Below are 25,012 nucleotides of genomic sequence, written 5' to 3'. Positions count from 1 at the left end.
AAAAGACATTTACTTCTTTTTTATCTTTTTTAATTCTGCTAAATGCTTTTGTTTTTCACTATGAACTCGTAATATCCCCCACATTCCTTGTTCAAGATCCCACCGAATATTACCTGACCGGTACATGTAATCACCAGGTAGGTTATAAAAGCCGCCAGCCCCATAATGTACTCCTAAATCTCTTGCATATCCTAGGACAATATGATCTTCAATTGATTTTATTTGAGCAAATATATCTTTATCATCTGTATTCCAATAATGCCCATGTAGGTGAAAAGTATGAGCTCGCCTTCTTTCTGAAGGGTTTACCAATCTTATTGTTATAGGATCACCAACATACGCCTCTAATAATGGCGTTGATGGGTCACCATGTACAAGAGAGCTAAATAAATGTTTGAACACTTGGTTTCGTTTATAACGATTTATTAATCGCTCCGTTCTATAGTTAAAGCCTCTTGATCCGTTGTCATACGTATCAACGATGTCACCTAGATCATCTGGATCAACCCCAGTTAAAATACCATCAATAGGATCGATGATTACTTTTCCTCGCTTATCTTCAAGTCTAGCTCCATCATACATAATGAGGGTATATTCACGTATTTCTGGTAAAAATGGATGCTGCAGTATAATATTTTCGTTTGTTATAACAGCAGGCTTTCGAGTACTTGCGTTTAATAATTTCGTTCCTCTCGGTTCAGCGATAAACGTCCCAAATGTACCTAAAGAACGATGGTTTCTAATGTCTGCCATATCCCACATACCACAAGCACCAACAGGTAAATCAACATACCATTTATAGGTTACTGTTTCACCTGGACCAGCTGTTTGGTCTGGATTAAAGCCCACCGTTTCACCAGCTGAAGTTTTGACGTCATACTGGATGAGCTGTGGATGCAAAGAAATTCTTAATGACGGCGGATAAAACGCTTGTTCTTTTACAGGTGGATATGGCCATATTCCATCAGGAAACGGAAAGTTACCACGCTCTAAATAACTTGTTAAATTAACTTCTACTACGTCACCTTGATTTGCCCGTAAAATTAAAGGTTTTGGCTTTTTTTTGCCCGCTAGAATATCTTGCATATCTTCCTTCAAGGCAAATATAATACCAAAAGGGTCGTTTTCTCCCCACTTGCTATATTGTATAGGTGTGTGAAATGCGACAATGTCAAAAACTTTTACTGGTGCATTTTCAGGTGCAAAAACCTCTATTTTCTCTGCACGTTTAGGTGGTTTTCCTGTAAAAGTAGGCAACGGCTTCGTTCGTTCCGGTGGACTCGGGCGATCTTCTAACGGTATTAAAAAATCCACCTCTTCATCATAAGCTCTAATTAACCCCCAGCAACCGTTCCAAAGATCCTCTTCTGTTTCAAATGTCCATAAATAGTCTCCAGAGTTTGGAACTTCCATTTCAAAAGTAAAAGATTCTGAAATACCTATATGCTCTTGTGCCTGGAATTCCGTCTCAACATCAGGCCGTTCCTTTTTCCACCTTAAACCGTGAACATTAAAGCTATGTGATTCTTCCTGTGCACCTTGAAGAATACGTATTCTAATAGGGTCTCCTTCGTAACAGTGCAATATCGGTGTAATTGGATCATCTTTTACGTAGGAACTAAAGGAATACGCAGGGTCACAATCCTCTCCTAAACGGAACTGTAATGGTTCATTTCTGTAGTTAACCCCAAACACACCTGGATCATCTTGAGAGCCGGGAAATTCTGGTGGATTTAATGGAAGACCTTTTTCGTCGAATAAAAGCGCAAAATCTTGCACCATTAATACAAAATCTCTATAATCAGGAATTAAAGGATGAGTGACTGTAACTTGGGCACCTACTTCTACCTCATCCCCACTCTTAGAATCAAGAACTTTTGAAAATCTTCCATGAACAACGGTTGAGCCAAAGACTCCATGTTGTTGATGATAGCTTGCATATAGATGGTCATGAAAAAACCATGCCTTTAGTTCAACATCTGCAAAGTATTCGTAAGTAATCGTTTCACCTGGAAGAACACTAGAGTCATAGTTCCAACCTACGTTAGAGCCGTCACTAACTAACACGTCAAATTTTACAAAATGAACGTGAAAAGAAGATTCATATGTTCTAGTCACTAACTGGAATGCATCTCCCCCGGCTATTTCAGGTAGACGATTAGTAAAATTCACTGATAAACATGTACCAGCGTTCATATGAATAACTAGAGGTTCCGGTTGTTTTTTCCCTGATAATACATCTTCTAAATCCTCATCACGTACATAAATCCTACCTTTTGGATCGTTCCATCCTTGCCGATTATAAACGATAGGGAGCTCAATAAGTGAAACATTCATTTCTTGAACTGCAGGATTTTCTTCAATAATACATGGATCCGTAAATACAGCACCTGGCCTTGCATTTGGTACAGCTGCATTTCTCTCCAGCTCTGTTAGCCCTCTTCCACCTACTATACTTAACGGTGGACGTGGAGCTTTACAACCAACTTTACCAGGAATAAAGTTAGGAAAACCTGGCTTTTCTTTCGTTGGTTTCGGTGGACAAGGTCGGTCAGGTAGTGGTTGCAATGGTTTGATCGGAACCCCATTTGGGTAACATTGGCTGCCATCTTGAAGTGTATCAAATACTCTATTTATAGCCCACATCCCCACTCCGAAATGAGGATACAAGTGGCAATGTAGAATAAAGTCTCCGAAAGCCCCTACTAAGGACCCTAATCCATATAGTGTGTCAATCGTATACCATGATTGGGGACTTACAGATATCGCATCAAACACGTCAGAATCTGTATTCAAAGGGTCTCTAAAAAAACTATGACTATGGTAATGAAATACGTGTGTTTCTTTTACACCAGCATGGACGAGTCTAAACTTTACTGGGTCCCCACGATAACCACGGAAGATTGGTGTTGCCGGGTCTCCAAAAACCCAAGAGTCATGATGCACTTCTTCCCCTTCACATTCTGGACAAACGACTCCCTCTTCAATTAATTTTTGTCTATTTTGCATCGGTTCATAACGGTAGTTGATAGCATGGGTGGATTCTCTTTCTTGATTTGTAACCGGGTCTAACGGTCGATTACCAGTCATATCTTTTGTGGACATTTCATCATGAAAAATAAAACCATATTCACGAAATGATGGAGCAAACGGATGATGAATATCAGCATTCATCCCACTTTTAATAGGTCCTCCGGTTTCTGGATCTGTCCACCAAGACCCTCTTTTCTGAATAAACAAACAACCGAATAAGCCATTAATACTAGTTCCCTCATCACTACTATCAGGGTTTCCTAAGTCTGAAAATAGTGCCACACCTTCATGATTAAACTTCAAGCGATACAGAATCTTTTCACCTGGTTCTGCTAATGTACTAGGATTATAGCCTACATTCGCTCCATCTGAATCTAAAACATTATAGTCCGCCTCATGAAAATGCATACCAGTTGCATATTTGATTTTGTTTTCAAATAGTATATCAACCGTATCTCCTTGATTTGCTCGTATTACGAGAGGTTGCACTAAATCAACAGGTGTAAATGGATTTTTTTCTACTAATTTTTTTACTTTTTCTTCATTTTCTTTTAAAACGTACATCATACCAGTTTCATTATAATCACCAAAATTATTTAGGACGATACGAATTGGGATTGCCACAACATGGAATTCTCGTTTCATAAGTCCTCCCTCTTCCTATAGATCATCTTTCAATTCTGGTATTCTAGGCATTCCTTTTTGCTCAATATAAAACACTTCAATTTGGTGAATATGGACAAACCACTTTCGATTTTCAAGTTCTCCTATCGTCGTTACTTCTGTATTTACGACTACACTATCGGCAACAACATCTTCTATTTTTCCGATAAATACAAACGGAAAAGAAGGAGTTAAAATGAATACTTTTTTACCTATCCCATTTGTAAATTCATTTATTAATGCTTCGTCATGTACATCGTTTATTGATGGCAGTGTAATTTCCGTAAATGAAGGTTGTTCTTTCACTTTTCATTGCCCCCTTTTATAAAAAATCAGGAATGTTATGTTAACGGAATTCGTTGATTACAATCAAAATTTGGAGTAAAGTGAGCTATCTTTTCTAGTGGGATATTTAATGGTGTGGGAAACTGAAAAAATGGTGCGTTAATCATTTTTATATTGACTGGAAATAACGTTACATCTCCTTGAGATACATTCATAATGGTGCCACAAAAGACAGGACGGAATGTTTGCCCAAATAAGTTAAGTTGATCTGATGAGGTTACTATTAAAATACTTTCTCCTAATAAGTTTTGCAGCGTTTCGACTAATGGATCATTTATATTTTCAATATTTACCGTTATTTCGTTTTTAAAGTGCACATCCTTATCTTTTTTTCTCTCTTCCTTCTTATTTTCTTTCTTTTTTTGAGACACTCGGTCATCACCCTTTCGTTAACTTTTTTTCATAATTGTCTGTATAGTTACGTTAATTAATGAAAGTAATCGAATTGTTTCAATAAACTTCACTTCTTTTAAATGGATATGAACGCTCTCTCCAAAAAATGTAATTAATATTTTCCCTTCTTGGCTATTCACGATTTTACCTACCTTTTTTGTCTGATCTCGGAGGTAAACTGTAACCCACGTATCTTTCCAAGATTGCAAATTTGTTTGTAACGTTTCTTCGAAAAACAATTGTTTTAACGTATCACGCTTTGATATCGTTTCACCAAAATGATAAAGTAATTTTTTTCTTAAATTATTATCAAATAAATAATGCTGATGTGTATTGGAGTAATTCGGAATGCCAAATGGAATATTGGCCGATTCAATAGTATCGTAACCGATCCATATTCTATCTTTTAAATTAGTGAGCATGACAAAATCACGTCCTACTGCACTGACTTTTCCTTCTTTATAAATTGGTTCTTCATCACTGTTAATAAATATTTCTACTTGCTGATTTCTTTTTGATTTAAAAAACTTACGTAATTTTAGTAACCTCCCTCTACCTGCGTTTTGATTTGAAAGATGGAAGATGTTAGCTCGATCAATATATTCCATCATTAATCGCAGTTCTTCCGTTGTATTAGGTGAGGTGGGTGAAGTTAACCCATCTCCATTTTTCATATAGAAATTATTTACCGTGTCGTTTTTTTTCTCTTCTGACTCTATTCGGTTCCACAGTTTAGTTTGATACTCATTTAAAAGCAGCCTTTTTTTAGATTGCTGTACCTTTTCATATTCTGTCATCCATAGTCCTCCTTATGGACGGATAATGTTATACTTTTAAAGAAAAATAAACTAAAGACATTGTAATACAAGTTAAGAGAGTGCCAAAAACACCGAAAATTAACATATTTTCTTCTACCGTATTAAGGTAAGAAACTGGTAAACTACAAATAGTAGGATCCTTCACGACAGCACCGAGCATATTACCCATTAAACTACCTACAATTCCGTTTAATACTCCTGCCAAGATCGATTGGAATGTCACAAGTGCACCGAAAAAGGCCCCTACAATGACACAACATATTACAGTTAAGAAAGTAGCGATTTGTACTTCCATCGTAAATTGTACTAACATAGAAATAATTAAGCTTATTACACCACTACAAGTCATTGCGATGATCATCCCGTAACGCTCACTAAACAATCTCCTTTTCCTAAAGAGTATTCGATACGTAATTAATGCCACCAAACAGTTTAAAAAGATGAAAAACCATATCCAATACATACAGGACACATCCTTTTTAAGCTACGTCCTCTTTGCAGAGATAATAAGTAATATAAGGGTAAATAAAAAAACACCTTCTAAAAATAATAGAAACGGCAAACTCCCCTTTGCAGCTGCCCCTATCATAGGTGCCATTATCCCGGTCATCACCCCATTACCGTAGCCTACTAGCAACGTTTGGTAGTCGAATAATGCACCGAAAATTGCGCCTACAAACATACTCATTAGAGTAGTTATGATTGTTACAGTGACAAACTTTAATGGAAATTGGTAAATTAATATTACTCCTGTAATAATTCCTATTAATCCCCCTGAAACACTCGATATACTCATTCCCAATTGAAACCCAATTAACTTACGAATCTTGAAAATATAAATATATATTAATGAAAGAATTAACACATTTCCTAATAACAAATAGCCAAGCAATTGTGTCCCCATTTTGTTCACCTCTTCATAGTCATCATTCAACTCTATGATGGAAATGCTTGCCATTATTCACTATTAGGTTTAATACAAATTTATAAAATCGTCTGTTTTGCAAATGCCCATACGAAAAACCATTCGTTTCCATATAATAGGTATATATCTATAGAGGGGGGTGAAACCAATCAAACAGATTAATTCTGTTAAGCATCTTAACAGTGATAACTCGTTTAAATGTCTAAAATGCGATTCGTTATTTACTGAACATTACTATTGCTCGAACTGCAAATGTCCAGAAAGAATTATTCAGCCTATGATTCCTTCTCCAACTTCATCTTTTTCTTCGGAAGAGCTAGCTGAATTAACCGAATGTATCGAAAGAGCAAATGAGCTTTTATTATCATTAGCGTCTGATAGAGGTTCCGAAAACCTACGGTCGATTCAAGAAGAATTTAAAAAACTTAGTAATAGTTACGTGTTAGTAAAACTCAAGTGTAAAGAAAACTGTATTGAACCTATCCAAGGTAAAATGATAGATGCAGGCTTAGATTTCATTATTTTAGAAACAGAAGTAAAAAACGTTGTTTTCATTCCGTTTCAACGAATACTACTTGTAAAACATATAGATACAGAAATAACCTCTCGCCAATTAAGTAACGAGTTAATTAATATTGATTCACGTTTAAGATATTCTCTCATGCTCCACTTTGGAGAAGTAGTATCTAAAAGTCCGTTTTTATTGAATTTGTTTTTCGGATTGAAGCTCTACCAATTGATTGAAAGCTATATCGGCTGTTTTGTATACGTGAGGGCAGAAAATATTGAAAAAGAACAAGAAGGAAAACTATATAAGGTAAATCCTCATAGAATTGAATTAGATATTAGTGAAAAAGTTGTTGACGTTGATTTTGATGAGCTATGCTATTTGGAGATCGAAAGAGAGAAACTTGGTAAAGACAATTTACAATACTACGATTCTCTTAAACGAAACAAATAAGCCTTCTCTTCTGAAGGCTTATTTGTTCATTCCTTAATCGTCACAACTGTAAACTTGATATCCCCTCACGATATATTATTAGAGGATATATTAAGGCTTATTCTAAGTTGATCTAACAACAAAGATTATATCCTTCTAATAAAAATTTTCCGTGGTAGCCTTTCTTTTGTAGCAATTCGAAATTGACATTATGAGTTAAACCTGCCAACCTCAATTCTATCCTATCATCACAAAACGGGATTGGATAATCACAGTAACAAGTATACTTTGGATGACAATTTATTTTACTGTGGCATTCCGGACAGTTATTTTTCTCTTTTGACTCCCTTTCTCTATTTTTATGTTCCATTTTTCGAGAATTTTTATTTATATTACAATTACACGGACTATTATTACACGTAAAACATGTTTTATTATTTCTTTTATTGTTATGCCTATCCTTTAAACTTTCAAAGATAATACAGCGACAGTCGCCACTATGCTTGCACTTATTTACATTTCTTACGTGTTTATCGTTCCATTCGACTTGTTTTATATACTCTGTAAGCAATGTTACAGTATGATCGTCGTCTAGTAATATATCTACAAAATCAATTCCTACATGACAAACAATTCCTTCGACTATTACTTCTTTCCCCTTCTGTCTTTTATGTGAATCAGTTTTTACACGCACATATTCAGGTCCTATTTTAACGGTGTTATTCATTTTGCTTTGTTTTATAAAAGATTTCCCTTCATTCATATGATCACTCCCTAAGTGTCCTAATGTAGCATATGAAATTGTAATATATTGGGTTCAATATACGGGTGTAAGCCTAAGCCTATAATCTACTGATGTGCCAAACTGATATCCTTAGGCAACGCATAATGCAACGGAATTTTATTGGACTCATACTGCAAACTTCTCTGTTTCACATAACGGTTTAAGTACATTAGGCGTGAACACATTACGAAAATAACATTTCATAATAATTGCTATTACTTCATACGATACTAATACATTCACTCTTAAAAGATAGTTGAGGTGGTATGAAATGGGACTAGATGTAAACGATTTAGCACTAAAAGTGGAGGAATTAACACGGGCGGACGAGACAATAAAAGCAGAACTCCGCCAGTTACAGTTGGAGATAGATCAATTAGAACAGCGAACAAAAATAGTTTCACAAACTGAAGGCTTTGGTAATGAAACGAAGTTAAATTATTTAACAGAAGTGAATGAACAATTATTTCAACAAAACGTAAGAATCCGGCAAATGATTGAAAGATGTATCGATACAAATACTGTTCCAACCCACGAGGAGTACTTAAAAGTGTTGCAAGGAGATACATAAAAAAGGGGTCAGCACTAACACTGACCCTTTTTGTTGTTTATGTTTTTCTAATTAGCTTATTCAATCTGTGTAACTGAAACGTATAATCGACTACCGAGGAAGTAATAATCATAAGTCGCAATTTTTGATCTTTATCTTGACTATATATTTGATGAACACGTTCAAAGAATTCGCCACTTTCTTCTATTATTTCATTCATTCCGTGATCATGTTCTTTCATTTTTCCTTCATATTTTAACAATATAAATTCATGGGACTTAATTAATTCTTCAATATGGGAATCGAATAATTTGTCCTCTTCTTCCTTCGTCTTACTTTGAAAGTAATGCTCTTCAATGTTTTCTAATAACAATTCACCTTGTTGTAATGTTTTTAACATTTGTTTAAAAATGACAACTTCTCTTGCATTCGTTTGATTTAACTTCCCAATCTTTCCTCTTTCCTCATCAAACACTTTAAACTGTCCTTCTAGTTTTTCAAGATCCTTTTTTAAACTCTTTTTTTCTTCTTCGAATGTAGTTTTTGTCATCTCATTAGAGATAACTGTACGTAATAATAATGAAAGCTTTTGAAAGGTAGAGTTTACATTTTTTATATAAGCTTTCTTATATTTTGGAGGCAAAATAACGATATTTATGATCATTGCCGAACCAATTCCAATTAATATGGTAAGAAATCTATTTAGAGTAAATAAAATATCTTCATTTCCCGAAGCACTCATAATAGCTAAAACAGTCACGAGTGTTAATGGAATAGTATTTTCCATTTTAAGTTTTAAACTTACAGATATGACAATCATAATAACGATACCTATAATGATTGGACTATCCCCGAGATAAAATATAGAAAACAATGCAATAGCTGCACCTATCGTATTCGTTAAAACTTGATCTAACATTTGTCTCCACGTTCTATATATGGAAGGTTGCACTGTAAGCGTTGCTGCTACCCCTGCAAATGCAGCAGGTTCTAGCCCTAAAATAATACAGATGTATAGTGCTAACATTACTGCTAATCCCGTTTTTATAATTCTAGGACCAATTGTCATCGTCATCTTCCTACTCCAATCTTACTTTATACCAATAATTACTTTCTTCCCTAGTGTACTACATTTTTGTTCAAACAGATAACTAGAAGGATTATCGCAAATAGCAAAGGGCTTGTCCAATACTGCCCTTTATATGCTGACTTTTCGATGGTATATGCACCAGGTATGATGAGGTTTGCATCACTTTGATCTAGTGTTTGCACCACTTTTCGGTTTGGATGCACCACTCCAAGTTTTATGCTGACTTTACCGTTGGATATGCACCAAAAACGAGAAGGTTTGCATCACTTTGATCTAGCGTATGCACCACTTTTCGGTTCCTTTGCACTACTCCAAGTTTTATACAGTCAGTTCCTCTTTAAAATAAAAAAGGGCCCAAAAAGTCAGTCTCTACTACTTTTTGGACAGCACCTTCTTAATTCCCTTTTTTTAACTCATGCATTTCTTGAACCCATTCTTCCACTCTTTCTCTTATTTCGGCAGCTTTTTCATTAATAATAGCTATTTTTTCTTCTCGAAGCTCCACATTTAAGGAATTTAATTGTTGTTCACGGGCATCAAGCAGTTCGTTCACTTGACCAATGATTTCGCTAGATATGTTACCTTCATTTTCTAATATTTTCACACCAGTCCGAAGACGATGGTTTTCTCTCATAATCGCAGCTGTCCAATGGTTACTAAGTGTACTCACTTCCTCTACCTTACGGAAAACTTCCCAGCCGTCTGGCGCTAAGTTAATAGGTGCCCACGCTAATTCTAATAGCGATGGTAGCCATTCATATTCAATCGTCGATAAAAGCTCTTCTCCATTGTTAGCGGAAAAGTACTTACCGTTCCCTGCATCTGCTACTTCAGCAAGCTGCTTTTCTGCATCTTGATCGACTTGGAACCCAATGATATTAACAGTTCGATTTTCATCATTATTTGATTCAACGAACGATTTCGCTGCCTTTACTGGGTCTCCATCACACGTTTCTACTCCATCACTAACGATGTAAATCGTAATATTCCCGGTTACTTTAGTGCTTAACTCATTCGCTTTTTCAATGGCAGCTGCTAACGGTGTCCAGCCTTTTGCTTCAACAGAAGATACAGCTTCATGAAAAGATTCACCATCATAGGAGCCTAAAGGGTAAACTTCTTCAATACCAGCACAAGAAAGCTCTTTTCCACCATTACTTTGGTCACCTTTATGACCGAAAGCTACCAGTGATACTTGACTAGTTTCTCCAATTGTTTTTGCAAAGCTTTCAACCGCTTCTCTCGCAATGTCCATTCTCTGTCGACCTTGCGAATCTAATAGCATACTAGAACTAGCATCTAATAAAATGTAAGAGTAACTTTCACCCTCTACGACTTCCCCTTCTTGAACTCGTTCTGGGCGTGGAAGTAATGGCTCATTGAAATTAGGTTCGTAGTTTTCTAGCTCCTCTACAATTTGTTGAAAACTTGGGCTTCCAACATAATATAAGAGCGCCTTTACAAGTGTTTTTGGATCCTCCGTCTCGTTTGCTACCTCAAGTATTGATGCTTCCATCTTTGTATGTAACGCTGGATCTAAATCGCTTAGTCCCCATAATACTCTTTCCGTTTCTTCCTCGTAAGAAATAGTTTCTGTTAAAATTCCTGCAGACTGTTGCTTTATATTTTCAATTGTAACGTCTGTTGAAACACTATCTATCGTCACTAAAATACTGGACTTCTCCTCAGTTTCTGTTGTATCTACCGTTACTGCTTCCTCTGAATCATTTTTCGCCGTTATGTCGTTCGTATTATTTTCCGCATCGTTTGAACACCCTACAATAAAGATAATGAGTAATACGGTAAAAAATCTTTTCATACTACTAGCCTCCTAAACTCTTATTCACTGTATATAACTATACATCTGCCTGGAGCAAATGGTTTCAAAAATCTAACAAATAAGAAAAAAGTCGGAGGTTATATATAGGGAAAAGGTCAGGGGTATAACCCTGACCTTTCAATTATTTCGCTAAAACATATATGTTATAAACGTCTTCCTCATGTAATTTTACAAAATTACCTATTGGCCATCTTTCTGTTGCTTTTCTTGCCATTTCACGGAAATATTGGTCATCGATATTAGCTTCCGAAAGTGTAATTGGCATGCCGATGGACTGGAAGAATTCCTCTGTTTTCTTAATACCAGCAAGAGCTGTTCTTTCTAAATCGTTTAAATCAATTTCTACATTCCATACTCTGTTCGCAAATTGTGCAAAGCGTTGGACATCATGCTTGTACACATATTTCATCCATGCTGGGAAAATAATTGCAAGTCCTGCACCATGTGCAATATCATATATGCCACTTATTTCATGTTCAATATTATGACTTGCCCAATCTCCTGTTCTACCTGTTCCTAATAAGTCATTATGTGCAATCGTTCCAGCCCACATAATTTCTGCTCTAGCATCATAATTTGTTGGCTGTTCTAAAACGATAGGTGCGTTATGAATAATCGATTTTAAAGCGCCTTCACAAAGACGGTCTGTAAAATCTACATTTTTTTCTGTTGTAAAATATCTTTCTAAAATATGAGACATCATATCTGTAATACCACATGCTGTTTGATAGGCAGGTAATGTGTAAGACAGTACAGGATTTAAAATAGCAAACTGTGGTCTTAAAGAATCATGAAGAGCGTCTCGCTTTAACCACCCGTCCTCGTTTGTAATAACTGATCCAGCACTCGATTCACTACCTGCAGCTGGGATCGTTAGTACTACTCCTATCGGTAACGAAGTTTCAATTGGTGTACCTGTATAGAAATCCCATACATCGCCCTCATATTTTGCACCCGCGGCAATTCCCTTTGCAGAATCGATAACACTTCCTCCACCTACAGCTAGAATGAAGTCTATGTTCTGTTCCTTACAAAGTGCTACACCCTCACGAACAAGACTAACTCGTGGATTTGGTTTTACACCACCAAGTTCAACAAATTCTACTCCGTTTTCCTGTAACGACTGGACTACTGTATCATATAAACCACTTTGTTTTATACTTCCACCACCGTAATGTAGAAGAACTTTTTTACTATGTAGAGCTGTTTCTTTACCAACTAATTGTTCTGTGTCTTTCCCAAAAATAATTTTCGTTGCATTTTGAAATGTAAAATTATTCATTGTTGTTCGCCTCCTGTTATCTATAATAGAATGCCACATGTAGTTTAGCAATATTAAAGGTCAGAGCTATACTGCCCTGACCCTATTAATTAAAATTCTATAACGATTCTACCGTTAATTTTCCCTTGTTCAAGATCCTCAAACACACGATTAATATCATCCATTTTCACAGTTTCTATAATCGTTTTCACTTTACCATCCGCTGCAAACTCTAAACATTCTTGAAGGTCTTTTCTTGTACCAACGATGGAACCAACAATACTTACACCGTTTAACACTGTGTCAAATATAGGCACTTCCATCTTTTCAGGCGGCAAACCAACTGCTACACATTTCCCGCCTCTCTTTACAGCTCGATACGCTTCACTAAATGCAGGTTTTGAGACTGCTGTACAAATAGAGGCTTGCACTCCACCAAATTCTCGTTGGATGAAATCTGCAGAATCTTCCACTTTCGGGTTAATCGTTAAATCAGCACTTAAAGAAGTAGCTAATTCTAACTTCTCATCGAAAGTGTCTACTGCCACTACTTTAAATCCCATCGCTTTTGCATATTGAACAGCAAGGTGACCTAAACCACCAATACCATATATCGCTACCCAATCACCAGCTTTTGCTTCCCCAACCTTTAATGCTTTATATGTAGTGACTCCAGCACAAAAGATTGGTGCTGCTTCGACATAACCTAACGCTTCTGGAATTTTTACGACATAACGTCCGTCTGCTAAACAATATTCTGCATAACTACCGTCAACAGAGTAGCCGGCATTTTTTTGGTGATGACATAGTGTTTCTCTCCCTGTTAAACAGTACTCACAATGCCCGCATGCTGTATATAGCCACGGAATACCTACACGGTCTCCTACTTTTAAATGAGAAATATTGCTTCCAATTGCTACAATCTCTCCAACTCCCTCATGTCCAGGGATAAAAGGTAAGGTTGGCTTAACTGGCCAATCTCCGTGGGCAGCATGTAAATCAGTATGACAAACGCCACATGCTTTTATTTTTACTAACACATCATGCTCTTTTACTTCCGGGATTACAACTTCTTCAATAGATAAATCTTTTTTAAATTCTTTTACTACTGCTGCTTTCATTGTTTTCCCATTTCCACAAGCTTCACACATATGTTTTCACCTCAGCAAGTATATTGTAGTTTTCCTACAACACTATTATGGAATATGTCTATTACACTCACAATGAGTTTGTGAATATATTCACAAATAAGACAAGACTTATTGAACAAATTATGTAAAAAGGGCAGAATTATCACTAGCCCTTTTAACGTGTTGAAAAACTGTTGAACAGTAAAATAGATGTTCACAAACTTGCTCAACTATATCTGCCCTTGTAGCTATTCTAAAACATTTGGAAACTTCTTTTTTAATTCCGTTAAATATTCATTACTTAAAAAACCGCTTCCGCCACGAATGATCTCCTTTAAATAATGTGCTGGCGGTGCGCTCTCATCTTTTTTATGAACAACAATGAAGGTTAATACTTCTAACACTTCCTCTTCCATTTCCACTTCTATTACTGCAGGACGATAACAAGAAGCATCTACCCCTTCTCTATCATATAAATATGGTAGTGCATCCGAAGCTAGCTCATACACCTTCCCCTCTACGACACCATCTTCCTCTACGATGTCCGCACGGCCCCCATCTAACGACCGCCATGTAAAACGGAGGGAATAACCAGGAAGCGTACCTTTTCCGGTAACTTTTTGAAAATGATGGTCTACATTTGCCAATTGAAAACGTTCATTATCCATACAACTTCCGTATGCAAAATAATAGAACTTTGGCTTCTTCTCTAATTGATAAACTTTCCAATCACCACCATGTATTTTCCGTTGTAGCATATTGTTATTAACCATAATGTAAACATACGCTTCATATGTACCTTTATCTGTGTTTATAGATTGGCTAACCCGGTCATATAGGTTGTCACTTCTGTGAGCTTGATAACCTTCTAATCTATCCAAGCTAGAAAGCGTATGATCATTTACTTCATATAATTCACCGTACACCCGACCTGTAGAACTCTTTTGAAGTGCTGGATAGTGTAAACCAGTATCATACAAAACACCTGTAGTCCATGCTTGTTCTGCAATTAATCTCGAACTTTCTAATAAACGATGATTGCGCTCATTTTTCCTTAACGTTCCATATACAAAAACGATGTGAGTCGAACCCATGGCTAATCAATCCTTTCTTAGGAAATTGTAAACATTATTTTCTAAAAACGATATTAAATGTCGTTCCTTCAGGTCCCGATAAAAACGAAATTGTTCCATTATTTCTTTTCACAATCGAATAACATATCGGTAGCCCTAAACCCGTCCCATGTTCTTTCGTCGTAAAGAATGGAGCTTCGACATAGCTTTGAATAGTCGAAGGAATTCCGCTTCCTTCATCTCTAATAGATAGAACAACATCCCCATACTCTTCATATGTAATCACTTCTACTTTTTTGTTCGTACCCATCGCGTCTAACGCATTGTTAATTAAATTTAGAAGTAGCTGTCTTATTTCATTTTTGTCAATACTTAAAGGTGAGACTTCTCCTAAATGTAGTACAACCATTTTCCCCTCTTTATTCGCCCTCGTTTCTAACAGAGGGTGCAACGTCTCTATAATTGAATTAATATTACATGTTTCAATTAAACTCGGTTTCTCCTTCGCAATATCGAGAAATTCGGTTATGATTTCATTTACTCTATTAATTTCATCTACCATTAGATGATAGATCTCCTTGTATTGATTTTGTTCATTTCTTTCCATCATTATTTGTAAAAATCCTTTTACTGTTGTAATAGGGTTTCTAACCTCATGTGCCACTCCTGAAGCCATTTCACGAATGACATTCAACTTCTCATAAAATTGTTTGTTCTTCTCATTTTCTTCCTTCTCCGTTATATCGCTAAACATAACAAATGTGCCATATATATTTGGAAACGCTTTAATTTCAAACCAACGTTTGGAATACTTTGCTTGCATTTTCACTTGTTTTGGTTCCTGTTCTTGAAAAGCGTTATGTATTAATTTATATTCCCTCGTTCCTTTATACTTTGGCAAAACATCCCATATACTCATACCTAGCAACTCTTTTTTAGGTTTTTCTTTAAAAGAATGAATTGTTTTTAAAAATGGCTCCGCAGCATCATTTATGAATTCAAATTCCCAATCGGTGTTTAAAAAAAAGCATGGTTCGGTAATATTGTTTAATACTTGAACCATATCAATTTTATTTTTAATGCCATATACTCCCATAGAAAATCCACCCCTTTAACCCTTTAAATTGTTAATGTATGTGTTTATTATAATCTGAAAACTCTTATTTAGAAAGAGAAATATTTTATTGCATACTGCTGTTGAAACTCATCACAAAAAAAGTCCGAAAAGTGAGTCGCTACTCACTTTTCGGACAGCTCTCTTTTTCTCTTCCAGTTAATGAATTTAAACTAATACCCTTTTGTAATATCGACCCTATTCATTAACGGCATCTCATTTTTCAAATTTTGAAATGTTTGTAAAAAACAAGTAATTGCTTCGGAAATCTCCGTTACAGCTGAGATATGTGGCGTTAGCTTGACATCATTTCGTTCCCACAACTTAGAGTTTTCAGGTAAAGGCTCTATTGACGTTACATCTAACACGGCTGACCTCACGTTTCCATCATTTAATGCTTCAATAAGAGCTGCTTCGTCTACTGTTGAACCTCTTCCGACATTGATAAAACCAACATCGTTCATATAACTAAACATTTTTCTATCGAATAGCTTATTCGTTTCTTTAGTATATGGTAACGTGCTAATAATCCAGTTTGCCTTATTCAAAACGGACTCCGCATTTGAGGATTGGACAACCTCTTTGAAGAAGCTTTTTTTCGTTCCACTTTTAGATACACCGTATACATCGGCACCGAAAAAAGAGAACGTTTCTGCTACTTTTTGTCCAATTTCACCTGTACCGAATATAACAAATGTCTCATTTTTTACCATTTTCGGTGTTTTCGGCTCCCATATTTTCTCCATTTGTTTTTCAGCAAAATAATCTTGAAACTGCAAGTCCCGTAGTACGTAACTTAAACAATATTCACTAATTCTTTCTCCGAATGAACATACTGTTCTCGTTAAAATAATATTGGTTTCGAACCAACCGTCAATACCATCTAAATAATTGTTTACACCCGCATTAAATGAATGTACCCACTTAAATTGAGAGGGATGAAAGTGGTCAGAAGGCTTAGAACCAACGTATGCATCTGCCCATCGTAAATCCTCTTCCGTTATTTTATCTAGCGTGACAAAACGAAAATGTTTCATTACTTCCTGTGGTAATTGCTCTTGAAATTGTTGCTCATAATTCCCAGCCACTAATATGTTATTAATATTCATATGCATCCCCCTATTTCACCAATTGTAGGCATTAGGATTTTCCTTATAATCTTTTATCTCTCTTTTATAGTTTATCATTTTATAATAATAGCTCGTCCAGATAAATGTAATGTATACGGTAAGAAAAGTCGATAGTAGAGTTAACATTAAGATTCTTTCATAATTTTGAATCAGCAATATCGAGTAATAAATGTAAAAATGGTCCAATTGCAATAATTGTAGTATAAATAGGTATCGATAAACTAGGCTTAAAGACTCTTTTTATTTTATGCAAATCCTCGATTTCATTACCCACTCCGTCACAACCCCTCTAATCCATATTTCCCGGAAAATATCGATTTTTGTCGTTAATGCAATTAATTATATATAGTTTTTTTATATCTTTTACCCCTGTTTTTTCTGAATATTCTAACATAACATAAATATAATAAAAGGATAGTCCCTCCTCAACAGGCCTATCCTTCTTCATTCCTATTAACTAAATTAAAACTTGTTAGCTGTTCTCGGCAAACTAGTGAATAAATACTTTCTATTTTTTTAGCAAAATTAGTAGAGGAATAATGTTGGATTACTCCAGATCTGGCGTTTTCACTAAACTGTTGGTGTAAATCTTCTTCATTAAGGAGAAAATGAAGCCTCTCTCTAAACTGTTGAAATGTTGTATATTGCCACCCATTAATCCCATCCATTATAACATCATCTAAACAAGGATCCTTTCGACATAATGCAGGCAAACCGCTTGCTAATGCTTCTACATACGTTAACCCTTGTGTTTCACTGTTTGATGCACTAACGAAAACATCACCTATTTGGTAATAAGAAGCAATTTCTTTTGGTGGCACCATTCCTGTAAAAATGATATTATCAAAAACATTTAACTTTTTTGCATATTCTTCTAAACTAGATCGTTGTGGACCATCACCTACAATTAAAAATTTTAACGTTCGACTTTTAAGGCGTGATATATATAATATTAGTTCCTCAATGTTTTTTTCTTTCGCAACTCTGCCAACACATATTAACACCTTGTCGTTAGCGTTTATGCCATGTCTTAATTTGATTTTTTTCTTTATCAGTTCACTCAATGGGTTTATAAATTTTACGACATCTATTCCAGTTGGTACTACATAAATTGGTTGTTTAATTCCATAAACTTCAAGAAGATGCTTAACTTTTTTAGTTGGCGTAATGACCGCATTCACATTTTTCAGCACTTTTCGTGAAAAAACGGCTACCATTGCTTTACCCCATTTTCTATACGGAGAAAAATAATGTGTATAATCTTCATAAACAGTATGGTATGTATGGACAATTGGTATGTTTAATTTTTTCGAGATATAGCGAGCCATTCGAAACGTACTAAATTCACATTGTGAATGAATAATATCAGGTCCCCAATTGATTAGTTCGTCAATATGCTTATTATCAATGGAAAATGCGATTCTTGCACCTGGGTAAATTTTTCCTGCTCCAACAGAGCTTATATACGTTACTTCCCCATTTCTATATGATTTATTAGACAATGTAAGAATTCGTACTTCATGACCTAACTTCTTTAATTCCTTTTGCAATGTAACGACAGAAGTAACAACACCATTAATAACTGGAACATACCATTCGGTTGTAATTAATATTTTCATAACGATTCACCCTATTTCAACTATATTATTAACGCTAAATACTGAACTTGACGCTTTTAAAAAATAAGAGAAATAGTAAAAACACCTTTTTATACTAGTCTAATTAGTATATAAAAGGTGTTTTAAGCTACAGTATGAAAAAGGTAAAAGTTAAGTTAAAGTTATATGTCAATATTGGGTTATTCTTCCCTCCATTGACGATAAACCTAATATTCTATTATAATAGGATTATACAATTTCATTATTTTCCTCTAAAGGGGAGTAGCTTTTACAATATTTGTCGTCATTACAGAGCGCAGGCTCTCGGCAATATTGGCAACTTTCGTTGTTAGCAAGACCTTTACCTAATGGTGAAGGTCTTTTTCTGTTCTCTAAAACCTTCACTATCTATGGTGGAGGTTTTTCTTATTATATTACGTTGTACTTCTAAGCATGCTATATTAGGAGGTTTACGAGCATGAAAACATATAGAGAATTAGCTGCAGGTGTTATTTTTGAAAAGAAAGGTTTCACGATGAAACTTAAAGACAAACCAGAAGAGTTAGAGCTTATTGGGAAAGGAAGGAGTGCTTTTGCTTTTAAAATTCGTTCGACCAATATCGTTTTAAAAGTATTTTTTCCTTCTCACCTATCGATCGTTAATGAGGAAGCAATGATTTATAAAATTCTTAATGGAAATCCGTATTATCCGAAAATGTACGATTACGGTACTAATTTTATCGCAATAGATTACATTGATGGAGATACATTATTTCAATGTCTTACTACCGGTAAGTATATTTCGAAACAACATATTGTAGAAATTGATAGAGCCTTGAAATTAGCAAGAGAAAGTGGCCTGAATCCATCAGATGTTCATTTACGAAACATTTTAATTACAGATGATGGTCATATAAAATTAATTGATGTTGCTCGTTTCCGACAAACGGGAACGTGTACTCAATGGAATGATTTAAAAAGGGCTTACAAATATTATAGAAAGGTGTATTGTCCTAAACAACTTCCTAGCTATCTATTAAACTGTATTGCATTCCTTTACAAAAAAAGAATGCTACGAGTATTGCTGTAATTTATAAAAAGGGTTAGAGAGTTTCTGACCCTTTTTGACTTAATTTAATAAGTGGGTAATACTCGCCTTTTCGTAGCTAGTTCTATACTTTTTAAGAAAAACCATAAAAAACCAGCATAAAAGCCGATATGCGGGTATTTAAATGCTGCTGGTTTATTTCCTTCGAAATAGAAATGTCCAATCCACGAAAATAAATAATGTAGAATAGCAAGGAATATCGTTATTTTTATATCAATAAATAGGAAGATCCAACCCCAAAAAGCAAATAGGAATGCAAAGTAGTGCAATATTTGGTTCCATTTATTTTCATGTACTCTTTGATAGTGAATTAAATCTTTTCTTATTCTTTCTCTCATTCCTTCACCCCCTAAAGCTATTATAGACCACTTTATAAATAAAATTGTAGTTGCAATTTGCACTTTTCCTAAACATCAAAAAAACAAAAAGCATGCCGAGACGGACATGCCTTTCATTCTTATTTTCCTCCACAATAAATGACAATCGCATCTCGGAGAAATTTAGTTCCACCCTGTACAGCCTTATCATAATAAGCAGTAAAACGATCATCGGCAACATACATTTCTGCAAGCCCTATGTGTGCTTCTTTAGAATAGGCTGGCCATGAGTATTCGAGCCATTCTTTATGCTTTGCAGCTAATTGTTGTGCTATCTCAGATTGCGGATCTCCTGTTTCATATGCCTCTTTCAATAGTTCAAAAATCTCTACTCCTAACTTTTCCATTGCCTCATATTTTTCCTGAGTCATTCCCCTTAACTTCGCATTGCTTTCTTCTACTACAGCTTCTCCATACTTCTCACGAATTTCGACTCCGTATTTTTGCTCGTTTTCATTAATCATCTTTTCTTTTAATCCTTCAAATTTTTCATTGTCTTTCATTGGATTCCCTCCACTAACAGAATCAATTGTTTTTTCAATCGTTTCCAATATTTTGTCCAGGCGGGCACGCTTCTTCATTAATTGTTCGTAATGCTGTTGTAATGCTACGTTACGATTAAAGTTTGGTTGATGGATAATTTCCGTTATGTCTTCCAAACTCAGTTCTAGTTCACGATAAAACAAAATTTGTTGGAGTATATCCACTTGATGTTGTCCATATAATCGATACCCTGATGAATTGATTCTTGCCGGCTTTAATAAACCAATTTCATCATAATAACGAAGTGTACGTGAACTTACCCCAGATAGTTGCGCTAATTTTTTCACTGTATATTCCATCGTTCTACCCTCCTGACAATTCCATCATAAACGTTTACGCAACGTAAAGGTCAAGTACAAAAAAACACTCTTTTTATAGAGTGTAATCATTTCCTATATTCTTTTAAACTTTGCTAAGTATGGGATAGCTAGCGTGCAGAAAAACACGATGATGAGACCGAATAACAAAGTAATAAAAAAATTTGAAAACGGTGATAAAAAACGGCCAAAGATGTAAAACGGTAAAACGGTTAGTCCAACGACAATAAACCTTGATGAAAATGTGATTTTATGTTCTGCCCCACAAAAGTCACAAGGTATAGGTTTATAACCTAAAAGAATACTTTTATATATTTTCCCCCATCTATACTTTTTGTTACAACCTTCACACGTAAACATACTTTCACCTCTTTCTATAAAAATGCTTTACTATATTCCACGACTCCCGAAACATTTTTTAAGGCGTCTTTCTTTAATTCTAATGCCATAAAAACTTCATCGGGAACATGAAATGGTGCTTTTATTCCCCAACGGGACGCCTTCTGAAACCCAAACTTCGGATAATAGTTTGGATGACCGAGGACTATAACAGACTCATAGCCTAGTTTACTCGCAATTCGTAAGGATTCTTCTATTAATAACTTACCTACGCCCTTTTTTTGATAAGTTGGTATAACGGAAACAGGTGCTAAGGCAAGTGATTCTATGGAATGTTCTTCATTTATAATAGCTATTTTTGAATAAAGAATGTGCCCAACTATCTGTTCGGTATCTTTATCAATAGCTACTAATGAAAGTTCTCGTATGTATGCGCCCGAGTTTCGAATGTTGGCGACTAAATTATGCTCAGTTTGGTCACTAATACTAACATTTGCAAAAGCGCTTTTTATAACTTGTTCCACATTTTTATAGTCTTGTGTTTGTTCTTCTCTAATAAAAATATTCATCTTATTAACTCCTAGGTTTCGAATGTATAATAGATTTCTTTCTTTTAAATATATAATATTTCTCCTTCTATTAATACCAATTACTGCATAAAAAAAGCCTTACTTTCAAATAAAGTAAAGCAATAATTAAACGTTTAGTAGTATGAGTAAGGATAATAAGGGGTTGGTGCAATATAAGGTAATAGTGCTAATGCAGCAAGTGTTGCAATCGGAAAAGTACGGCGTCTAAATCGGCGAAATCTTCTTCTTGGACGTCCGTAGCCATAGCCTCCGTAATATCGCTGATCTTCTACCGTTTCATTTACTCTATCTAAAACGTCTTCACCAACTAATACTGTGATATTGCTGCTATCAACATCTTCTATAATCCCATCAAAAGAACTACCATCATTCATAGTTAGGGTAACGTGATAAAACTTAAGTTTCACACATTGATCATGTAAGTTTCTCTCTTCGTTATACTGTAATTGTTCCGTCATTTTCAAACCTCCATCTCTTTTTATTACATGATATTCGCCTAATGAAGAGACGTGACAACTAATAAAGTGCTTTGTGATGTCGTTCATTTGCTTTTTCTGCATTCATAAGTATAATAATATAGTCCATTATGTATTTGGATGAATATATATTAAAAGGAACTGATTTACGATGCATTTATTCCTAACTTCTTTCTTCGTTGGGTTTTTAGTATTATCTAATATTATTAGTGTAAAGCTATTTGACTTGTGGGGATTAGCCATCCTACCTGCTGCAGCGATTGTATATGTGTTTACTTATCCGATTACGGACGTGATTGGGGAAGTATACGGAAAAAAAGCTGCTCAACAAACGGTAAAAGCAGGCTTTATCGTTCAAATCTTTGCTAGTATTTTCATTCTTATTGCGATATATTTACCACCTGCACCATTTTTTGCAGACCAAGACGCCTTTTCTGCTATTCTAGGTGGTAGTTTTCGAGTAATTATTGCTAGTTTAACAGCTTATATCGTTAGTCAATTTTTAGATGTTTATATTTTTCATCGATTACGAAGCAAGCACGGTAGTTCTAAACTATGGTTACGCAATAACGCCTCTACTATTTTGAGTCAGTTAGTAGATACTACTGTATTTATTACTGTTGCTTTTTATGGAACAATGCCTACTTCTGCTCTATTGGCACTTATTGCAACGCAGTACATTTTCAAAGTGTTTGTTGCGATTATAGACACGCCACTCGTATACTTCTTAGTGAAGAAAACGAAGGCAGCTGCAAAAAAAGAGGCTGAGACTACTTCCATAAGCGCATAAAAATAAAAAGAAACGTTCAGAAAAAAACTGAACGTTTCTATTTTTATGTTAGTTGTTGTTCAGCAAAAGTACGATACAACGAATGAGACTCTATCAGTTGTTGATGGGTTCCCATTCCCGTTACTTTTCCTTTTTCTATGAAAATAATGTTGTCTGCATCGACGATTGTTGATAACCGATGGGCAATGACAAATGTTGTCCGACCTTTCATTAGTCGAGAGAGAGCACTTTGTACAACACTTTCTGATTGACTGTCTAGGCTCGCGGTAGCTTCATCCATCATAAGAATTTTCGGATCACGTAAAAATGCTCGTGCAATCGCAATTCGCTGACGTTGGCCACCTGATAGCTTCACCCCTCGCTCGCCTACTTCTGTATCCAGTCCTTTTGGAAATTCTTTAATAAACTCATCTGCATATGCCATTTTAGCAACTTCCCATAATCGTTCATCACGTATGTCCTCCCAGCCTTCTAATCCGTAGCACAAATTCGCACGAATCGTTCCAGCCATCATCGCACTTTCTTGAGAAACATAACCAATTTGACTTCGCCATGACTGTAACGATAGCTGATGAATAGGAGTGCCACCGATTAAAATAACTCCAACTGTTGGTTCGTAATAGCGCTCTAACAGGGCAAACATTGTCGTTTTCCCACCGCCGCTTGGACCAGCAAAGGCGATCATTTGACCCGGCTTCGCCTCAAAAGATACATCGTAAATAACAGGCTCTTCCTCCCCATAAGCAAAAGACACATTTGCTACTCGAACCGGCATATTCGATATATCTAGATGCAAACCTTCCTGTCCTTCCTCTAACGGCAAATCGATAATGTCGATAATCCGTTCCGTCGCTCCTTTCGCTTTTTGTAATTGCGTAAAGAACATTGCAAATGAAGTTATTGGATAAATGATTTGGAATAAATACAATAGAAATGCAACTAACGAACCAGTTGACATCGTTCCATTCGCCACTCGAATTCCACCGTATCCAATAATGACAACAATAACAATCATGACGATTGAATACATGAAAGGACCAATAAGGGCGAAGATTTTAGCTTCTCTCAAGCCAAATTGCAATAAGTTTTTAATACCGTTAATTCCTTTATTTTCTTCAAACTTCTCTGCGTTAGACGATTTCATTAATCGAATTTCACTTAATGTTTGTTGTATACTACCTGTAAACTTCGCTGTTTCGTCTTGTAACCCTCGAGATATTTTCGCCATCCTACTTCCAAGGGGAATCATAATAACCATTGTTAATGGAACGGAGATTAACATTAGTAACGTCATTTTCCAGTCCATAATAAGTAAAATAATGACCGCACCAATGATGGAAATGACACCTGATACAAACTGAGGGAAATGACTTGATATTAGATCCTTCACAATTCCAGTATCGTTTACGACTCTACTAACCGACTCACCACTTTGTTGTTTATCAAAGTAGCTTACTGGTAAACGAATAAGTTTTTTCCACATTTTCTCCCGAAGACGAGATACTATTGTTTGTCCAACGGAAGCTAATAAATAGGTAGACACACCGTCGATTACACCTTGTAAAATAAAAACTGCTGCAATAGCAATAATAATGGAAACACTAATAGTCGCTGTCGAAAAACCATCCACTAGCTCCCTCGTTAAAAGTGGAATGGAAAGTCCAACAATTGTTGTTATAATACTTCCGATTAGCCCGATTGTTAGTGCTACTTTTGGAATTTTTGTAGATACTATTAGGGATAGAAATGGTTTTACTCCACTTTTTTCTTGTTTCATTACGATTT

At 35.5% G+C, this 25,012-nt stretch carries 26 protein-coding genes; 4 read left to right on the top strand and 22 right to left on the bottom strand.

Annotation, left to right across the window (positions count from 1 at the left end; translation table 11 throughout):
• Positions 1-9 precede the first annotated feature (9 nt).
• Genes O1A01_RS07900 through O1A01_RS07875 form a run of 6 tightly spaced genes read right to left on the bottom strand, consistent with a single transcriptional unit; the run spans position 10 to position 6,156 of the window.
• A complete protein-coding gene (locus tag O1A01_RS07900) occupies positions 10-3,678 on the bottom strand; it encodes a multicopper oxidase domain-containing protein (protein ID WP_066412019.1) in 3,669 nt (1,222 codons plus the stop codon).
• Between the two features lie 15 nt (positions 3,679-3,693).
• Positions 3,694-4,002 (bottom strand): hypothetical protein, encoded by a 309-nt coding sequence (locus tag O1A01_RS07895; RefSeq protein ID WP_066412022.1) that lies wholly within the window; start codon positions 4,000-4,002, stop codon positions 3,694-3,696.
• A gap of 35 nt (positions 4,003-4,037) precedes the next feature.
• Positions 4,038-4,412 (bottom strand): hypothetical protein, encoded by a 375-nt coding sequence (locus O1A01_RS07890; RefSeq protein ID WP_084380171.1) that lies wholly within the window; start codon positions 4,410-4,412, stop codon positions 4,038-4,040.
• A gap of 18 nt (positions 4,413-4,430) precedes the next feature.
• Entirely contained in the window at positions 4,431-5,231 is an 801-nt protein-coding gene (locus tag O1A01_RS07885) for a hypothetical protein (RefSeq protein ID WP_066412024.1), read from the bottom strand.
• Positions 5,232-5,259: 28 nt separating this feature from the next.
• Positions 5,260-5,715: a hypothetical protein gene (locus O1A01_RS07880; protein ID WP_157076582.1), complete on the bottom strand. Its 456-nt coding sequence runs from the start codon at positions 5,713-5,715 to the stop codon at positions 5,260-5,262.
• A gap of 21 nt (positions 5,716-5,736) precedes the next feature.
• Positions 5,737-6,156, bottom strand: coding sequence for a hypothetical protein (locus O1A01_RS07875; protein WP_066412029.1), 420 nt, complete (start codon positions 6,154-6,156; stop codon positions 5,737-5,739).
• Between the two features lie 160 nt (positions 6,157-6,316).
• Between O1A01_RS07875 and O1A01_RS07870 the strand changes: the two genes are divergently transcribed.
• Positions 6,317-7,138 (top strand): hypothetical protein, encoded by an 822-nt coding sequence (locus tag O1A01_RS07870; RefSeq protein ID WP_157076583.1) that lies wholly within the window; start codon positions 6,317-6,319, stop codon positions 7,136-7,138.
• Between the two features lie 112 nt (positions 7,139-7,250).
• Here O1A01_RS07870 and O1A01_RS07865 read toward each other — a convergent pair whose 3' ends face one another.
• Entirely contained in the window at positions 7,251-7,880 is a 630-nt protein-coding gene (locus tag O1A01_RS07865; protein WP_066412033.1) for a hypothetical protein, read from the bottom strand.
• 292 nt (positions 7,881-8,172) lie between these two features.
• Between O1A01_RS07865 and O1A01_RS07860 the strand changes: the two genes are divergently transcribed.
• Complete coding sequence (locus O1A01_RS07860) at positions 8,173-8,472, top strand: hypothetical protein (RefSeq protein ID WP_066412035.1); 300 nt, start codon at positions 8,173-8,175, stop codon at positions 8,470-8,472.
• Between the two features lie 37 nt (positions 8,473-8,509).
• Here the strand turns inward: O1A01_RS07860 and O1A01_RS07855 are convergent, their stop codons facing one another.
• The 9 genes from O1A01_RS07855 to O1A01_RS07815 all read right to left on the bottom strand — a co-directional run bounded on the left by O1A01_RS07855 (position 8,510) and on the right by O1A01_RS07815 (position 18,708).
• Positions 8,510-9,526 (bottom strand): FUSC family protein, encoded by a 1,017-nt coding sequence (locus tag O1A01_RS07855; protein ID WP_235858050.1) that lies wholly within the window; start codon positions 9,524-9,526, stop codon positions 8,510-8,512.
• A gap of 409 nt (positions 9,527-9,935) precedes the next feature.
• Entirely contained in the window at positions 9,936-11,360 is a 1,425-nt protein-coding gene (locus tag O1A01_RS07850) for a vWA domain-containing protein (RefSeq protein ID WP_066412043.1), read from the bottom strand.
• Positions 11,361-11,502: 142 nt separating this feature from the next.
• Positions 11,503-12,663 (bottom strand): iron-containing alcohol dehydrogenase, encoded by a 1,161-nt coding sequence (locus O1A01_RS07845; protein ID WP_066412045.1) that lies wholly within the window; start codon positions 12,661-12,663, stop codon positions 11,503-11,505.
• Between the two features lie 89 nt (positions 12,664-12,752).
• A complete protein-coding gene (gene adhP, locus O1A01_RS07840) occupies positions 12,753-13,763 on the bottom strand; it encodes an alcohol dehydrogenase AdhP (protein WP_066412239.1) in 1,011 nt (336 codons plus the stop codon).
• Between the two features lie 257 nt (positions 13,764-14,020).
• Positions 14,021-14,866 (bottom strand): gamma-glutamylcyclotransferase family protein, encoded by an 846-nt coding sequence (locus O1A01_RS07835; protein WP_066412062.1) that lies wholly within the window; start codon positions 14,864-14,866, stop codon positions 14,021-14,023.
• A 34-nt stretch (positions 14,867-14,900) separates the two neighbouring features.
• On the bottom strand, positions 14,901-15,941 hold the full coding sequence (locus O1A01_RS07830; protein ID WP_066412066.1) for a two-component system sensor histidine kinase NtrB: 1,041 nt from the start codon (positions 15,939-15,941) through the stop codon (positions 14,901-14,903).
• 191 nt (positions 15,942-16,132) lie between these two features.
• Positions 16,133-17,068 carry a D-2-hydroxyacid dehydrogenase gene (locus tag O1A01_RS07825; protein WP_066412069.1) on the bottom strand — a complete coding sequence of 312 codons (936 nt, stop codon included), beginning with the start codon at positions 17,066-17,068 and terminating at the stop codon, positions 16,133-16,135.
• 157 nt (positions 17,069-17,225) lie between these two features.
• Complete coding sequence (locus O1A01_RS07820) at positions 17,226-17,363, bottom strand: hypothetical protein (RefSeq protein ID WP_157076584.1); 138 nt, start codon at positions 17,361-17,363, stop codon at positions 17,226-17,228.
• Positions 17,364-17,523: 160 nt separating this feature from the next.
• Positions 17,524-18,708 carry a glycosyltransferase family 4 protein gene (locus tag O1A01_RS07815; protein ID WP_066412072.1) on the bottom strand — a complete coding sequence of 395 codons (1,185 nt, stop codon included), beginning with the start codon at positions 18,706-18,708 and terminating at the stop codon, positions 17,524-17,526.
• Between the two features lie 457 nt (positions 18,709-19,165).
• Between O1A01_RS07815 and O1A01_RS07810 the strand changes: the two genes are divergently transcribed.
• Positions 19,166-19,777 (top strand): serine/threonine protein kinase, encoded by a 612-nt coding sequence (locus tag O1A01_RS07810; RefSeq protein WP_066412075.1) that lies wholly within the window; start codon positions 19,166-19,168, stop codon positions 19,775-19,777.
• A 44-nt stretch (positions 19,778-19,821) separates the two neighbouring features.
• Here O1A01_RS07810 and O1A01_RS07805 read toward each other — a convergent pair whose 3' ends face one another.
• The 5 genes from O1A01_RS07805 to O1A01_RS07785 form a co-directional block, all read right to left on the bottom strand.
• Positions 19,822-20,133 carry an Mpo1-like protein gene (locus O1A01_RS07805; protein ID WP_270065978.1) on the bottom strand — a complete coding sequence of 104 codons (312 nt, stop codon included), beginning with the start codon at positions 20,131-20,133 and terminating at the stop codon, positions 19,822-19,824.
• A 119-nt stretch (positions 20,134-20,252) separates the two neighbouring features.
• Complete coding sequence (locus O1A01_RS07800) at positions 20,253-21,014, bottom strand: MerR family transcriptional regulator (protein ID WP_066412102.1); 762 nt, start codon at positions 21,012-21,014, stop codon at positions 20,253-20,255.
• Positions 21,015-21,107: 93 nt separating this feature from the next.
• Positions 21,108-21,392, bottom strand: a complete 285-nt coding sequence (locus O1A01_RS07795; protein ID WP_066412104.1) for a TIGR04104 family putative zinc finger protein — start codon at positions 21,390-21,392, stop codon at positions 21,108-21,110.
• 14 nt (positions 21,393-21,406) lie between these two features.
• Positions 21,407-21,940 carry a GNAT family N-acetyltransferase gene (locus tag O1A01_RS07790; RefSeq protein WP_066412106.1) on the bottom strand — a complete coding sequence of 178 codons (534 nt, stop codon included), beginning with the start codon at positions 21,938-21,940 and terminating at the stop codon, positions 21,407-21,409.
• Between the two features lie 134 nt (positions 21,941-22,074).
• Positions 22,075-22,419: a hypothetical protein gene (locus O1A01_RS07785; RefSeq protein ID WP_066412107.1), complete on the bottom strand. Its 345-nt coding sequence runs from the start codon at positions 22,417-22,419 to the stop codon at positions 22,075-22,077.
• Between the two features lie 169 nt (positions 22,420-22,588).
• Here O1A01_RS07785 and O1A01_RS07780 point away from each other — a divergent pair, with 169 nt between their 5' ends.
• Positions 22,589-23,227, top strand: coding sequence for a queuosine precursor transporter (locus O1A01_RS07780; RefSeq protein ID WP_066412110.1), 639 nt, complete (start codon positions 22,589-22,591; stop codon positions 23,225-23,227).
• Positions 23,228-23,270: 43 nt separating this feature from the next.
• Here O1A01_RS07780 and O1A01_RS07775 read toward each other — a convergent pair whose 3' ends face one another.
• Positions 23,271-25,004 (bottom strand): ABC transporter ATP-binding protein, encoded by a 1,734-nt coding sequence (locus O1A01_RS07775; RefSeq protein WP_066412113.1) that lies wholly within the window; start codon positions 25,002-25,004, stop codon positions 23,271-23,273.
• Between the last annotated feature and the right edge of the window lie 8 nt (positions 25,005-25,012).

Source organism: Sutcliffiella sp. NC1, from assembly GCF_027594365.1.
GTDB lineage: Bacteria > Bacillota > Bacilli > Bacillales > Bacillaceae_I > Sutcliffiella > Sutcliffiella cohnii.
This window is presented reverse-complemented; position numbering and strand designations above follow the sequence as displayed.

Bases quoted from the DNA above. Each gene is read 5' to 3' on its own strand.
- O1A01_RS07785 (WP_066412107.1), bottom strand. From the start codon at position 22,419: ATGACGGAACAATTACAGTATAACGAAGAGAGAAACTTACATGATCAA.
- O1A01_RS07790 (WP_066412106.1), bottom strand. From the start codon at position 21,940: ATGAATATTTTTATTAGAGAAGAACAAACACAAGACTATAAAAATGTG.
- O1A01_RS07795 (WP_066412104.1), bottom strand. From the start codon at position 21,392: ATGTTTACGTGTGAAGGTTGTAACAAAAAGTATAGATGGGGGAAAATA.
- O1A01_RS07855 (WP_235858050.1), bottom strand. From the start codon at position 9,526: ATGACGATGACAATTGGTCCTAGAATTATAAAAACGGGATTAGCAGTA.
- O1A01_RS07900 (WP_066412019.1), bottom strand. From the start codon at position 3,678: ATGAAACGAGAATTCCATGTTGTGGCAATCCCAATTCGTATCGTCCTA.
- O1A01_RS07800 (WP_066412102.1), bottom strand. From the start codon at position 21,014: ATGGAATATACAGTGAAAAAATTAGCGCAACTATCTGGGGTAAGTTCA.
- O1A01_RS07835 (WP_066412062.1), bottom strand. From the start codon at position 14,866: ATGGGTTCGACTCACATCGTTTTTGTATATGGAACGTTAAGGAAAAAT.
- O1A01_RS07860 (WP_066412035.1), top strand. From the start codon at position 8,173: ATGGGACTAGATGTAAACGATTTAGCACTAAAAGTGGAGGAATTAACA.
- O1A01_RS07825 (WP_066412069.1), bottom strand. From the start codon at position 17,068: ATGAATATTAATAACATATTAGTGGCTGGGAATTATGAGCAACAATTT.
- O1A01_RS07880 (WP_157076582.1), bottom strand. From the start codon at position 5,715: ATGTATTGGATATGGTTTTTCATCTTTTTAAACTGTTTGGTGGCATTA.
- adhP (WP_066412239.1), bottom strand. From the start codon at position 13,763: ATGAAAGCAGCAGTAGTAAAAGAATTTAAAAAAGATTTATCTATTGAA.
- O1A01_RS07885 (WP_066412024.1), bottom strand. From the start codon at position 5,231: ATGACAGAATATGAAAAGGTACAGCAATCTAAAAAAAGGCTGCTTTTA.
- O1A01_RS07875 (WP_066412029.1), bottom strand. From the start codon at position 6,156: ATGGGGACACAATTGCTTGGCTATTTGTTATTAGGAAATGTGTTAATT.
- O1A01_RS07865 (WP_066412033.1), bottom strand. From the start codon at position 7,880: ATGAATGAAGGGAAATCTTTTATAAAACAAAGCAAAATGAATAACACC.
- O1A01_RS07830 (WP_066412066.1), bottom strand. From the start codon at position 15,941: ATGGGAGTATATGGCATTAAAAATAAAATTGATATGGTTCAAGTATTA.
- O1A01_RS07780 (WP_066412110.1), top strand. From the start codon at position 22,589: ATGCATTTATTCCTAACTTCTTTCTTCGTTGGGTTTTTAGTATTATCT.
- O1A01_RS07815 (WP_066412072.1), bottom strand. From the start codon at position 18,708: ATGAAAATATTAATTACAACCGAATGGTATGTTCCAGTTATTAATGGT.
- O1A01_RS07810 (WP_066412075.1), top strand. From the start codon at position 19,166: ATGAAAACATATAGAGAATTAGCTGCAGGTGTTATTTTTGAAAAGAAA.
- O1A01_RS07850 (WP_066412043.1), bottom strand. From the start codon at position 11,360: ATGAAAAGATTTTTTACCGTATTACTCATTATCTTTATTGTAGGGTGT.
- O1A01_RS07845 (WP_066412045.1), bottom strand. From the start codon at position 12,663: ATGAATAATTTTACATTTCAAAATGCAACGAAAATTATTTTTGGGAAA.
- O1A01_RS07805 (WP_270065978.1), bottom strand. From the start codon at position 20,133: ATGAGAGAAAGAATAAGAAAAGATTTAATTCACTATCAAAGAGTACAT.
- O1A01_RS07775 (WP_066412113.1), bottom strand. From the start codon at position 25,004: ATGAAACAAGAAAAAAGTGGAGTAAAACCATTTCTATCCCTAATAGTA.